This is a genomic window from Streptomyces sp. NPDC001889 (assembly GCF_053594535.1).
In genome coordinates this window covers 43225-57640 of sequence record NZ_JBSFER010000026.1, presented here as the reverse complement: position 1 = coordinate 57640, position 14416 = coordinate 43225, and the positions used below count along the sequence as shown (strand labels likewise).

Here is a 14416-nt window from a genome sequence, read left to right as displayed (position 1 = left end):
GGTGCGGGGGTCCGGCCCGGGCGGGGTGCGGGTGTGCGGACGGGAGGCTCGCCCGGTCGGGCGGGGTGTGCGGTCAGAGCGCGACCAGGACCTTGCCGAGCCGGCTCCCCCGGTCCCGGTAGAGGCTCGCGTAGGCGGCCGGGATGTTCTCGAACCCGTGGTGGACCGTCTGGTCGCAGACCACCTCGCCCCGGCGGATCAGACCGCCCAGCTCCTCGTGGAGGGCCTGCCAGTTCCGCTCGGTGAACCATTCGAGCGAGAAGATGCCGCGGATCGTCGTGCGCGGGAACATGATGTACGGGAGCAGCCGCGGCCCCATGGCCTCTCCCCCGACCTGCGTGGCCCACTGCCAGCACACGGCCACCTGGCTGTCGACGTTGAGCAGGGGGAAGACCGCGTCGGTGACGGCGCCGCCCAGATTGTCGAAGTACTTGTCGACACCGTCGGGGGCGGCGGTCCGCAGCGCCGACCGCACGGTGTCGGCGCTGTCCCCGTGGCGGTAGACGACGACGGCGTCGAAGCCCAGTCCGGCGAGGAGTGCCGCCCGGTGCGGGGTGGAGGTGGTGCCCACCACCCGGGCGCCCGCGCGCCGGGCGAGCTGGCCCACCAGGGTGCCCACGGAGCCGGACGCGCCGCTGATCACCACCGTGTCCCCGGCGGTGACCGTCATGAACCGGGTGAGCGTTCCCCAGGCCGTCATGCCGGGCCCGCCCAGGGCGCCCAGCGCGGTGGCGGGCGGCAGCACCTCGTCGTACCAGAGGGGGTCGAGCCGGCGGTAGGCCGGGAAGACCATGGGGAAGGTCCCGGTCCGCCAGAGCGCGGGGGCGCCGGTGCTGATCAGATGGGTGCGCCAGCCGCCGAAGCCCTGGACCAGGTCGCCCGGGCGGTGGGCCGCGAGCGGGCCGGCGTCCAGCACCTCCATCACGGAGTCGGCGCCCATGGGGTCGCCGATGGGGGTGTCGCGGGCGATGCCCTGGAGGTAGGGGTCGACCGATACGTACACCGTCCGCAGCAGCATCTCGTCGGGCGCGAGCGTCACATCGAGGTGTTCGACGACCCGCTCGTAGACCCGTTCCACATCGGGGACGCCCTCCATGTGCTCCCGGACGACCCACTTCTCCGTTCTCATGACTCCTCCTTCGCCGGGGGGACGGCTCCGGGGCCGGTGCCGTCCGCGCCCGGGGCGACGGGAATGACCAGATGGACCGGCGGCGGGCCGGACTCGTCGATGGACGCGGTGAACTCCCTGCCGTCGTCCCGGCAGACGAACTGCATGACATGCCGGCCGGCGGCGGCGGCGCGGATCAGACCGCCGGTGGTGGCCCACACCCCCGACTGGTAGAAGCCGGCCAGGCCCGGCACCCCGGGCCCGTGCTTCTTGACCAGTTCCTCCAGGGTCTCGCCGCTCTCCACGAAGGGCTGCCAGCCGAGGACGGTCCCGTTGTAGTTGCCGGTGTAGCGGACCTGGGTGAGCGGGCTGGACACATCGCGTACGGCGATCGCGTCCCCGATGCCGGGGTACCGCTCCTCCAGGAACCGCACGATCGCGTCCCGGGCCCGCCGCTTGGCCGCGTAGTAGCCGCGTCCGTGCCGTACGGGCAGGGTGTGCAGCCGCAGGCCGCCGCGGTTCCTGCTGGCCTGTTCCGGGCCTTCGTCGAGGGCGCGCCAGGGTTCGATGTCGCAGAAGTAGGTGGCGTAGACGACGGTGGTGTCCCGCGGGGACAGCTCGGGGTAGTGCCTGCTGCGGAACTGCACGTTGATGCTCGGGTGGCGGATGCCGGTCAGCTCGGCCGCCAGGGTGTCGTCGAGCAGATGGGTGGTGCAGGGCTCGCCCTCGGGGAAGGGCCGGCGCAGGCCCAGGAAGAGGGTGAAGTAGCCGGGGAAGACCATGCCCGGTTCGAGGATGGTCCGGGTGTAGAGCTTGCGGTACTCGTCGTTGAGATAACGGCCCTTGAGGAGCTTCATCATGGTGGTGTGGCCGTCGCAGGCGGAGATGACGATGTCGGCCCGGTACTCGCGGCCGTCGGTGAGCCGGACCCCCACCGCCCGGTCGTTCTCGACGAGCACCTCCTCGACCTTCGCGTTGTACGTCACCTCGCCGCCGAGCCGGAGGTAGCGCTGTTCGATCGAGGTGGCGAGGCCGAGCGAGCCGCCCTCGGGCACTCCGGCGGAGAGGTTGGCGTGCGAGGCGAGCTGGAAGTGGAACGGCAGCACGGGGAAGGCGGGGTGCTTCTCGTACAGGATGAAGTTGAACGCCTCGCGCAGCAGCGGGTCCTTGAACCGGGCCGAGTAGTCGGCCATCAGCACGGTGATGGAGGTGCGGATGACATTGAAGTACGGGAGGAAGGAGGCGAGCATCCGCCAGCGCTCCATCCGTCCCATCAGGCCGACGGGTTTGAGGAAGGGGTAGACGGCGAGGCACTCGCGGAAGGCGCGCAACTGGCCGCAGAAGTGCCGGATCAGTCGCGCGTCGGCGGGCGAGAGCCGGGTGAGATGGGCCTGGAGACGGTCGGGGTCGGAGTAGAAGCGGACGGTGCGGCCGTCCCGGCCGCGCACGATGTTGAACACATCGAAGTGGCGCACCAGTTTGCCCTGGAGAGCGCCCAGCTCCAGCCAGATCTGGTGCATCTCGTTGCCCGGGCCGCTGCCGAGCAGCCAGCTGACACAGCAGTCCAGGGTGAAGTCCCCGCGCTCCCAGGCGGTGCAGCAGCCGCCCGGGATCTCGTGCATCTCCAGGATGTGGCTGCGGTAGCCGTTCATCTGGGCGTAGCACCCGGTGGAGAGGCCGCCGAGCCCCGCACCGATGACGATCACTGTCTCCCTGCCGCTCCTGGCGGTTCGCGCCACGGGTCCGCTCTCCTTCGCCGGGGTCTCGCGCCGGATCGCCCTCATGGGCCGGTCCCCTCCCGCCAGGGCTGCCGGCCCCGCCGGTCCAGCTGGGGGAGCCGGCCGAGGCGGTCGCGGTGCCAGGGGCCGCGCACGGTGGCCTCCTCCGCCCGGAACGGCAGGCCCCACTCCTCGCAGAGGTACTGGACGGCGAACCGGCCGGTGGAGGCGGCGCGGATCAGACCGCCGAGGCCGACCCACTGGCCGGCCATGGAGAAGCCGCTCAGACCCGGCAGCCGCATCCGGTCCTTGCCCACCAGTCCCGCGGCCACGTCGTCGGCGTCGGAGAAGGCCTTCCAGGCGAGGATGGAGCCGTCGAGATTGCCGGTGTACCGCTTGGTGGTGACGGGCGAGGCCACGTCGATCAGCTCGATCCGTTCGGCGACGCCCGGCCAGCGGCGCTCCAGGAAGTCCCGGACGAAGAGGGCGACCTGGCGCTTGCGCTCCCGGTACTCCCGGCGGTCGTGGGCGCGCAGCTCCCGCCAGTAGGCGAAGTCGCTGAAGTAGGTGCAGTGGACGACCGATTTCCCCGGCGGGGCGAAGCCGTCCGCGTAGCGGGAGCGCAGTTGCACCACCAGGCTGCGCTGGAGGCCGCCCGGGAGCCGGGCGGCGTCCTCGGCGGAGAGCAGATGGGTGGTGCTGTGGGTGGTGTCGGGGCCGGGGTCGCCGTCGATGCCGACGAAGGCCGAGACGACCGCCGGGAAGAGGGTGCCGGGGCGGTTCAGCAGATCGTCGTAGAGCCGGTCGATGCGGGGTCCGGTCCAGCGGCCGTCGAGCAGGGAGTAGATGGTGGTGTGGCCGTCGCAGGCGGCGACGACATGGTCCGCGTAGAAGCGCTTGCCGCTGGTGAGTTCGATCCCCACGGCCCGGTTCTCCTCGACCAGGACGCGCGCGACCCGGGAGCGGTAGCGGATCGAGCCGCCGAGCCCCGTGTACCGCTCCTCGATGGAACGGGCGAGGCCGAGCGATCCCCCTTCGGGGAAACCGGCGTTGCGGTGGCGGGCGGCGGCCATGTTGAAGAGATAGGGCAGCAGCGGAAAGCCCTCGGGGTCCTGGAAGAAGATGTTCCGGAACGCCCGGCGGAGCAGGGGATCCTCGAAGCGGTCGGCGAAGGTGTGGATGGGGGTGGCGGCGGTGCGCCAGAAGAGCAGGAAGGCGGGGAGGACGGTCCGCAGCAGGGCGGCGCGCTCGCGCACCGTGCGCAGCGGCGGCGGGGTCAGGAAGGGGTAGAGCTGGATGGCGGCGAACCGCCGCAGGTCACGGCAGAAGGCGCGGATGTGGGGGGCGTCGGCGGGGGAGATCTCCAGCAGGTGCCGCTCCAGCCGGTCGGGGTCGTTGTAGAAGGTGACGGAGCGGCCGTCCTCGCCGACGACCCGGTTGAACATGTCGAAGTTGGTGATGGTCTTGCCGTCGAGCGCGCCCAGCTCGCGCCAGATGCGGTGTGCCTCGTTCCCGGGCGCGGTGCCGATCAGCCACTCGATGCAGTAGTCGAAGATGTAGCCGTCGCGGGCCCATGCGGTGCAGCAGCCGCCGGGGAGCACATGCTTCTCGAAGATCCGGGTCCGGATGCCGTTCATCTGCGCGTAGCACCCGGTGGACATTCCGGCGACCCCCGCGCCGATGATGATCACTCGGGGCGGCCGGGCGGCCGGGCCGCGCCCGGGGGTCCAGCGGTCGGGCGGGCGGACGCTCCAGTCGCAGGAGTCGTCCACGGCCGTATCGCCCCCGGAGGTACCGCTCCCGGCCGTATCGCGCGCGGCGGCCGTACCGCTCCCGGTCGCGTCGTCCTCGGGACGGCTGTCCGGTGGAGGGCCGTCACTGGGCAGGTCGTCACTGCGCATGGCGCGCCCCGTCTCCCGTCAGCGTGCGGTGGACCAGCTCGGCGTTGCGGGCGAGATGCCCGGAGTCGAGCATGTCGGCGTGGGTTCCGGAGCCCCGGAGCACGGTGTGGGCGGTGGTGGAGCTGCCGTGCCAGGTGCCGGGGGCTCCGGCGGCGTACAGCTCCGCCTTCTCCTCGTCGGTGACGACGCTGACCGCGGCCTCGACCTCACCGAGGTTGGGGGTGCGGCCGCAGAAGGCGAGGTACTCGGCGGCGTGCTCCATGGTCTGCCGGGCGACGATCTCCGATCCGGTGTGTTTGCGGAGGTGCTCGCGCAGCTCCGTCTCGAAGCCGTTGAGGTGTTCCGGGCCGGGGACATGGACCGCCGTGATGCGGTGCGAGTCGAGGATGACCACATGGGCCACCCGGCGTCCGCGCCGCTCCAGCTCCTTGGCGGTCTCGAAGGCGAGGTTGCCGCCGAGGGAGTAGCCGAGGAGGAGACAGGCGCCCTCCGGCTGGAGGGCGACGACGAGATCGGCGTAGCGCGTCACCTTGTCGTCGCCGGGCACGTAGTTGAAGGCGGTGAGGCGGTAGCGCGGGAGGTGGGCGGCGAGCCCCCGGTAGACGAGGCCGTGGCCGCCGGCCGGCGGGAAGCAGAAGATCCGCTCCCCGGGTCCCCGGCCGGGGCCGTCGCCGGCCTCCTCGCCGACGGGGTCGTCCGCGTGGTCGTCGGGCCGGTCGTCGAAGTCGATCCAGGGCCGGTCGTCGGCGGAGCCCTCGGCGCTGATCTCCGCGACGGCGGCGGCCATCCCGTGCAGGGTCGTGACCCGGTAGAGCCGGCTGACGGGGATGGCGACGCCGAACTCCGTCCGGAGGTGGTGGATCAGCTCGATGAGCTTGATCGAGCTGCCGCCGGCCTCGAAGAAGTCCGTCTCGGTCCCCACCTCATCCAGCCCGAGGAGGGCCTTCCAGTGCCGGGCCATGCCGATCTCCCAGCGGGTCGTGGGCGGCTCGTGGGCCGGCTCCTCCGTCTCGCCGGTCCCGGGGCGCGGGTCCGGCAGGGCGGCGGTGTCGACCTTGCCGTGCGGGGTGAGGGGCAGCGCCGGCAGCTCGACGAAGTACGAGGGGATCATGTACGCCGGGAGGAGCCCGGCGAGGTGGCGGCGGAGCGCGCGCCGGTCCAGCGGCGTCCCGGCGACGGGAACGCACCAGGCGCAGAGCACCGGCTCGCCCCGGGCGTCCGGGCGGACCGCGACCACCGCCCGGGTCAGACCGGGCGACTGCGCGAGGGGCGAGGCGATCTCCTCGATCTCGATGCGGTGGCCGTGGAGCTTGATCTGGGTGTCGGCCCGGCCGAGCAGATGGACCCGGCCGCCGGCGTCCCAGCGGGCGAGGTCGCCGGTGCGGTAGAGCCGTTCGGGCGCGGCGCCGGGACGGCGGCTCAGGGAGCGGGTGACGAAGCGCTCCGCCGTGCGGTCCGGGTCACCGGCGTATCCCATGGCGACCCCGTCACCGCCGATCCAGAGTTCACCGCCCACCCCCGGCGGCACCGGTTCACCGTGCCGGTCCAGGATGTGCAGGGTGCTGTTGGCCAGCGGCCGGCCGATCGGAACGGTCCGGCCGGGCTCCAGACCGTCGGCGGGCCCCTCGAAGAAGGCGCTGTCGATGGTGGCCTCGGTGACCCCGTAGGAGTTGATGACCCGGGTGCGGGGGCCGGCGAGGGCGCGCAGCCGCTCGTACTCCTCGACCCGCCAGGCGTCGGAGCCGACGACCAGCAGCCGCATGAAGTCCAGCCGCAGGCCCCGGCTCGCGCAGTGGTCCATCAGCCCGCGCACGACCGCCGGGACGAACTCGGCGCTGTCGACGCCCTCGTCGAGCATCGTGCGGTACAGCCGGTCGGTGTCGAAGAGCAGATCCCGGTCGGCCAGGACCAGGCTGCCGCCCGAGCAGAGCGCCCGGACGAGGTCGCCGGTGAAGACATCGAAGGAGGGCGCGGCCATCTGGAGATGGACGCCGGGCTCCCCCTCCTCCAGCCCGTACTCCTCGCGCCACGCGCCGTACGCGGAGGCGAGGTTGCGGTGGCTGACCCGGACGGCCTTGGCGCGGCCCGTGGAGCCGGAGGTGTGGATCACATACGCGGGCGAGTCCGGGTCCACGGTCACCACCGCCCGGTCCGGCCCGCCGCCGCAGGGGTCGGGGCCGCCGGGGTCCATGGGGTGGGTGGTGGAGACGGCGGAGCGCGGCTCCGGCGCGTCCAGCTCGGCCGGGGTGACCGTCCGGGCGGGCAGTTCCGGCAGGCCCGCCCGCGCGGCGGTGTCCTCGACCACCACCAGGCCGGCGCCCGCGCCGCGCACCATCCGGGCGATCCGGCCGGCCGGCTGGTCGGGCTGGACCGGGAGGTACGCGCCGCCCGACTTCCATACCGCCAGCAGGGCGATGACCAGCTCGGGGGACTTGTCCAGACAGAGGGCGACCACGGAGCCGGGCCCGACGCCGAGGGCGCGCAGCCGATGGGCCTGGAGAGTGGACCGGCGGTCGAGTTCGCCGTAGGTCAGCCGCTCCCCGGCGCGCCCGGGCGACGGAGGTACGGAGACGGCCACCGCCCCGGGCCGCTCGGCCGCCACCCTGCTGACGCGCAGATGGACCGGCACACGGGGAGCGGACCCGGCGGCCGGGTCCGCGCCGGGTGCCTCGCCCCGCCGTCCGGCACCGCTCCACCGGCCGATGAGCCGCTCGCGCTCCTGGTCGCCGAGCATCTCCAGCCGGGTGGCGGGCGCCCCGGCCGGGGCGCGGGTCAGTTCGTCGAGCAGCCGGCGGTAGTGGCCGGCCAGCCGGCGCGTCGTCGCGGGGAGGAAGAGGTCGGTGTTGTACTTGAGGACGCAGTGGAAGCGGTGCTCCGCCTCGTCCTCGTAGGCCGACAGGGTGAGGTCGAACTGCCCCTCCTCCTCGGGGAGTTCGATGTACTCCAGCCGGTATCCGTACTTCTCGGTGGCCACCTTGTGGGTGAGCAGGATGAACATCGCCTGGAAGACGGCGGAGCGGCTGGGGTCGTGCTGGAGGCCGAGCCGGTCGACCAGCAGGACGAAGGGGTACTCCTGGTTGTCCAGCCCGTTCAGGACCGTTCTGCGCACCTGCTCCAGCAGGGCGGCGACGGACGGCTCGCCGGACAGGTCGGCGTGGAGGGGCAGCGGGTTGACGAAGTATCCGTAGACCGGGGCGAACTCCTGGCGGGTGCGGCCGGTGACCGGGCTGCCGACGACGATGTCGTCCTGGCCGGAGTAGCGGTGCAGCAGCAGGTAGTAGGCGGTCAGCAGCACCACGAAGGGGGTCACCTGGTGGGCGCGGGCGAGGTCGTGGACGCGGGCGCTGAGGCCGGTGTCCAGGACGAAGAACTCGGACGCGCCGTTGTGGGTCTGCACGGCCGGACGGGGCTTGTCGGCCGGGAGGTCGAGCAGCGGCACCCGCTCCGGGAGGTGGGAGCGCCAGTAGGTGAACATCCGCTCGGCGTCGGGGCTCGCGAGGAAGCGGTTCTGGTCGTTGAGGAAGTCGAGGTAGCGGGCGGTCACCGGCGCGAGTTCCGGTTCGGCGCCCCGGCGCAGCGCCTCGTACACCGCGAGGAGTTCCTCGATGAAGGTGAAGGTCGAGATCGCGTCGGAGACGATGTGGTGGACCGCCTTCATGATGATCCAGCGGCCGGGGGCGCGCCGGAACAGCCGGAAGCGGAAGAGCCGGTCGTGGGCGAGGTCGTAGGGCCTGCGGTACTCGGCCACGATGCGGCTGTGGATGTCGTCCCACTCCAGGTGCCGCACGTCGAAGAGGGCGAGGTCCGGGTCGGCCTCCGGGGAGACCCGCTGGACGGCCCGGCCGTCCACGAGGAGGAAGTTGGAGCGCAGGGCGGGGTGGCGGGCGACCACCCGGCGCACGGCCTCGAACATCAGCTCGGGGTCCAGTTCCACCCCGACCTCCACCGCGCCGCCGATGTTGTAGGCGTACCCGTCGGGGTTGAGCTGCTTGAGGAACCAGAGCGCCTTCTGGTTCTGGGTGAGGGGGTACTCGCTCTCGTCCTCGAAGACGGCGGGCGCGAGGGCTGCGGAGTGCTCCTCGTCGGCCGCCACCAGCGCGGTCAGCTCCTGGTGCAGCCGGTCGCTCAGCTCGCCGACCGGGGTGCCGCTCAGCAGGGCGACCACCGGGAGCGCGATCCCGAACTCGGTCTGGACCCGGCCGCGCAGCTCCATCGCCAGGAGGGAGTCGAGGCCGAGGCCGCCGAGACCGGCGGCGGGCTCGATCTGCTCCGGGCGCGCCCGGAGCACCGAGGCCGCGAGTTCGGTGAACCGCGCGGCCACCAGGGAGCGCCGCTCCTCGGGTCCCGCGGCGCGGAAGGCGTCCGCCAGTCCGTTCCCGCCGGTGCCGCGCGCCCGGGGCGCCTCCGCCGCCAGCTCCGCGACCAGCGGTGGCGGGGTGGCGTACCAGGAGAGGAAGACCGGCCAGTCGACGACGGTGGCGATGAGCAGCTGGGCCCGGTCCTGGCCGATGACGCGCTCCAGCACGGCCATCCCGGCGTCGGGCGCCAGCGAGCTCATGCCCCGGTTGTCGAGGTAGTGGCCGACGAGACCCAGCTCCTCGATCATGCCGGTGGCCCAGGGTCCCCAGTCGAGACTGAGCGCCGGGAGGCCCCGGGCGCGGCGGTGGTGGGCGAGGGCGTCCAGGAAGGCGTTCCCGGCCGCGTAGTTGGTCTGGCCGGCCGTGGTCAGCAGCGAGGCGATCGAGGAGAAGAGGACGAAGTGCTCCAGGGGCTCGTCCGCGAGGTGCCGGTGGAGCAGCAGGGCGCCGAGGACCTTGGGGTCGTGGACGGCGTCGAAGGTCGCCCGGTCCATCTCCGGGACGAGCGCGTCGCGCACCTGTCCCGCCAGGTGGAACACGCCCCGGACGGGCGGCGGATCGCCGCGCCGGTGGGTGTCGAGCCAGTCGGTGAGCGCCCGCTCGTCGGTGAGGTCGACGGAGGCGGGGAGCGCCTGGGCGCCCAGGGCCTCCAGCTCCTTGAGGAAGGCGACGGCCCGGCCCTCGGGGGTGGCGGGGTCGGTGTCGCGCCACTGGTCGCGGGCGGGCAGCCGGGTGCGGCCCAGCAGGATCAGCCGGCGGGCGCCGCGCCGGACGAGGGTGCGGCAGAGCAGCCGGCCGAGCGCGCCGAAGGCCCCGGTCACCAGATAGCTGCCGTCGGCGCGCAGCCGCAGCGGCAGGGGCCGGGTGAGCCCTTCGGCACGGCGCATCCGGCTGGTGAGGCGGTGCCCGCCGCGCAGGGCGATCTCCTCCTCGTCGTCGGTGAGGATCTCGCGGAGCAGTTGGTGCGCGCGGTCGGTCGGCGCGTCCCCGGAGCCGGCCGGCTCTCCGGGATCGAGGTCGATCAGCTTGCCCCGGTGGTCCGTCAGCTCCTGGTGCCACAGCACCCGGCCCACTCCCCAGGCCGGTGCGCCGAGCGGTGCGACGTCCTCCCCCGGGGTCACCGGCTGCGCCCCGCGGGTGACGACATGGAGGCGGCCCCGGACCCCGGAGGAGAGCAGCGCGCGGGCCAGGGCGATCAGCGAGTACGCGGCGGTGGCGCTGTGGACTCCGAGTTCGGCCGCCGGGGCGTCCGCGATGCCCGGCAGATCGAGGTTCCAGAGGTGGACCACGGCCCCGAAGGAGGTCGTGCCGCCGGCGCCGAGGTCGGCGAAGAGGCGCTCCAGGTGGTCGCTGGAGCCGGGGACGACGGTGAACTCGCCGCCGCCGGACGGGGCCGCCGGGCCGGCCTCGTACCCTCTTGCGCGGTAGGCGTCCCCCGGGCGGACCAGATGGCAGCGGATGCCCCGGGCGGCCACCAGGGCCGCGAGCGCGTCCCCGGTTCCCCGGGTGTCCGCGAGGATCAGCCAGTCGTCCCCGGGGCCCGCCGGCTCTCCGTCGTCGCCCGGGGCGGGCGGGGTCTCGGTCCAGACGGTCTCGGTGAGCCAGGAGTCGATCGTGCCCCGGCCGACCGAGGTCGCGGCCCTCTCCACATCGGCCGCGCGGAAGCCGCCGATCCGCCCGATCGCCGTGCCGTCCTCCGTGTGGAGGGCGATGTCGCCGACCAGCTCGTCCCCGGTGGCGCGGGTCACGGTCGCGTGCGCCCAGAGCGACCGGTCCCCCACGGGGTCCACGGACACCTCGTCGATGGCGAGCGGCAGCCGGATGCCGGTGCCCGCCGCGCCGCCGGCACCGTGACCGCCGTCCTCCTCGGTGTCGAGGAGCTGGGGGGTGAGCAGCGACTGGAAGCAGGCGTCGAGCAGGGCGGGGTGGAGGTGGTGGCCCGCCGCGTCGTCGCCGATCGCCGCGGGGGGACGCAGCCGCGCCAGGGCCTCGCCGGGGCCGATCCACACCTCCTCGATGGCCTGGAAGGCGGGGCCGTACCGATAGCCCAGGGCCGCCAGCTCCGCGTAGCACCGCGCGCCGTCGAGCCGGCGGGTGCTGCGGGCGCGGATCGGCCCGGGGTCGAGCGCCGGCCCCGGCGACCGGCGCTGACCGGTGCGGACGACACCGCTGGTGTGCACGGTCCGCTCCGCATCCGGGCCGCTCCCCGTTCCGGGCACCGACGCGATGGTGAACTCCGCGCTCTCCTCGGAGAGCGAGAGCGTCACGGTCCGGCTCTCCCCCTCGGGCAGGAAGAGCGCTCTGCGCAGCTCGATCCCGGTGAGCCGGACGGCGGTGCCGCCGGTGAGGGAGCGGACGGCCTGGGCCGCCATCTCCAGATAGCCCGCGGCCGGGAAGACCACGGAGTCCTGGATGCGGTGGTCGGCGAGGTAGGGCAGCCGCTCGGTGTCGAGCGCGGACCGCCAGGTCGGCTCGGGGTGGTCGGTGCGGCGGCCGAGCAGGGGGTGGTCGAGCCGGCCGAGGCGGACCCGGGCGACCGGCTCCGGCTCCGTCCAGTGCCGTTCGCGCTTCCAGGGGTAGCGCGGCAGGGGCACGGGGACGCCCGAGGGGTGCAGGACGTTCCAGTCGATGGCCGTGCCCAGGTTGTGCAGCGCGGCCAGGGAGGCGGCGAAGCAGCCGGTCTCGCTCTCCCGGCGGCGGATGGAGGGCAGGGTGCGGCACTCGCGCTCCCGCTCGTCGAAGCACTCGCGGATCGAGTGGCCGAGGACGGGGTGCGGTCCGATCTCCAGGAAGAGCCGGTGTCCGTCGTCGGCCAGCCGGTCGATCGCCGCGCGGAAGCGGACCCGGTCGCGGACGTTGTGCCACCAGTACCCGGCGTCCAGCTCCCGGCCGTCCGCGAGGCCCTCGCGGGCGGTGGTGTGGAGGGGTACGCGCGCGGCGCGCGGCTCCAGCCCGTCCAGCGAGGCCAGCAGCTCGTCCTTGATCGATTCCATGCCGGCGCTGTGGTACGGCACCCGCACGGCCAGGAAGCGGGTGAAGACCTGCTCGGCGCGCAGCTCCCCGGCCAGCTCGGCGAGTGCGTCCTCCTCCCCCGCGAGGGTGATCCCGGTGGGGCCGTTGACCGCGGCGACGGACACCCGGTCGCCGTAGGGGCGCACCCGCCGCTCCGCCTCCTCCTCGGGGAGACCGGCGGCGAGCATGGTGCCGGTGCCGGAGAGCTTCTGCTGGAGCCGGCTGCGGTGCAGGGCGATCCGTACCGCGTCGGTCAGGCTGTAGACACCCGCCTCGTGGAAGGCGGCGATCTCGCCGGTGCTGTGGCCGACGATGGCGTCCGGCCGGACTCCGTGGCTGCGCCAGAGGGCGGCGAGGCCGGTCTGCACCGCGAAGTTGGCGGGCTGGGCGAGCCAGGTCTCCTCCATCCGGGACGCGCTCTCGTCCGCGAGAAGCTCGTCGATCAGGGACCAGTTGGCGAGCCGGTGGATCTCCCGGTCGCAGCGGACGAGCGCCTCGCGGAAGACGGGTTCCCGGTCGAACAGCTCCCGGCCCATGCCCCACCACTGGGGCCCCATACCGGTGAAGACCCAGACGAGCCGGCGGTCGGCGGGGTCGGCCACCCGGCCCTCGACCACGCCCGGATGGGGCTCGTCGCGGAGGAAGGCGGCGAGGCCCTCGTCGAGTCCGGCGCGGGAGGAGTGGATGACGGAGAGGCGTGACTCCAGGTGCTGGCGGCGGTGGGCGAGGGTGTGGCCGAGGTCGGCCAGCGCGACCGGGGTGCCGTGCTCCCCGGCGAGTTCGCGCCGGATGCCGTCGGCGACCTCGCGGAGGGCCTCCGGGGTGCGCGCGGTCAGCGGGAGGATGGTCCAGCCCCGTGCGGGCGTCTCCTCGGCCGGCGTCTCCTCCGCCGGCGTCTCCCGGGCGGGCGGTGTTCTGCCGGGTGCCTCCTCCAGGACCACGTGCGCGTTGGTGCCGCCGAAGCCGAAGGAGTTCACCCCGGCCCGCGCGGGCCCGGGGTGGTCGGGCCAGTCGGTGACCCGGGTGGGGATCTCGTACGGCAGCGCGGCGCGGTCGATGGCGGGGTTGAGCCGCTCCAGATTGATGTGGGGCGGGATCGTGCGGTGCTTGAGGCAGAGGGCCGCCTTGATCAGCCCGGCGATGCCGGCGGCGGACTCGGTGTGCCCGATGTTCGCCTTGACCGATCCGACGTAGCACTTCGCGCCCGGCGCCCGCCCGGTGGCGAGCGCCCTGCCCAGCGCGTTCGCCTCGATGGGGTCGCCGAGCGGCGTCGAGGTGCCGTGGGCCTCCATGTACTGGAGCCCGCCCGGGGTGATGCCCGCCTCGGCGCAGACCCGGCGGACCAGCTCCACCTGGGCGTCCGGGTTGGGCACGGTGATGCCCTGGGTGCGGCCGTCCTGGTTGACCCCGCTGCCGGTGATCACCGCGTGGATCGGGTCCCCGTCGCGCAGCGCGTCCTCCAGCCGCTTGAGGGCGACGATGCCGACTCCTTCGGCCCGCACATAGCCGTTGGCCCCCGCGTCGAAGGTGCGGGAGCGGCCGTCGGGCGAGAGGAAGCCGCCCTTGGTCTCGGCGATGGTGTACTGCGGCGCCATGTGCAGCAGGGCGCCGCCGGCCAGCGCGAGCCCCGTCTCCCCCTTGTTGAGGCTCTCGCAGGCGAGGTGCACGGCGACCAGGGAGGAGCTGCACGCGGTGTCGACGGAGAGGCTGGGGCCGCGGAAGTCGAAGCAGTACGAGATGCGGTTCGACACCATCGTCATCATGGTGCCGGTGGCGGTGTGCGCGGCCAGGGAGCCGAAACCGAGGTCGGAGAACTGGAGGATCTTGTAGTCGAGGGTGAACGCGCCCACGTAGACGGCGGTATCGGTGCCGGCGAGGTCCGCGGGCCGCTGGCCGCCGTCCTCCAGCGCCTCCCAGGCCACCTCCAGCAGCTTGCGCTGCTGGGGGTCCATGTGGTCGGCCTCGCGCGGGCTGATGCCGAAGAAGGCGGGGTCGAACTCGTCGAAGCCGTCGATGTATCCGCCCCGGCCGCCGGTCAGCCGCCCGGGCTTGTCCTGGTGCCGGCTGGCGAGCGTGGTGATGTCGTAGCGGTCGGCGGGTGTCGGGGTGATGCAGTCCTTGCCCTCCAGGAGGTTGCGCCAGTACGTGCGGTGGTCCGACGCGCCACCGGGCAGCCGGCAGCCCATGCCGATGATCGCCACTCTGCCTCGCGTGGGGGCGCTGGTCTCGTCAGCCATGGTCGAACTCCTCACGTCGTGGCGCTGGGCAGGGGGGACCCGCTTGACCGGGCAAGGGGGTACGGAGAGACCGGCGGCGGGC

At 73.4% G+C, this 14416-nt stretch carries 4 protein-coding genes; all 4 read right to left on the bottom strand.

Features of this window, described 5'->3' with window-relative positions:
• Window positions 1-73: 73 nt before the first annotated feature.
• From ACWCRA_RS28075 to ACWCRA_RS28060, 4 genes are read right to left on the bottom strand one after another with little or no spacing between them, the layout of a single operon-like run.
• Window positions 74-1129, bottom strand: coding sequence for an MDR family NADP-dependent oxidoreductase (locus ACWCRA_RS28075; RefSeq protein ID WP_351555992.1), 1056 nt, complete (start codon window positions 1127-1129; stop codon window positions 74-76).
• A complete protein-coding gene (locus ACWCRA_RS28070; RefSeq protein ID WP_451068903.1) occupies window positions 1126-2892 on the bottom strand; it encodes a phytoene desaturase family protein in 1767 nt (588 codons plus the stop codon). The genes ACWCRA_RS28075 and ACWCRA_RS28070 overlap by 4 nt, the downstream gene beginning before the upstream one ends.
• Complete coding sequence (locus tag ACWCRA_RS28065; protein WP_451068902.1) at window positions 2889-4727, bottom strand: phytoene desaturase family protein; 1839 nt, start codon at window positions 4725-4727, stop codon at window positions 2889-2891. Before ACWCRA_RS28065 ends, ACWCRA_RS28070 begins: the two co-directional genes overlap by 4 nt.
• Entirely contained in the window at window positions 4717-14334 is a 9618-nt protein-coding gene (locus tag ACWCRA_RS28060; protein ID WP_451068901.1) for an amino acid adenylation domain-containing protein, read from the bottom strand. Before ACWCRA_RS28060 ends, ACWCRA_RS28065 begins: the two co-directional genes overlap by 11 nt.
• Window positions 14335-14416 lie beyond the last annotated feature (82 nt).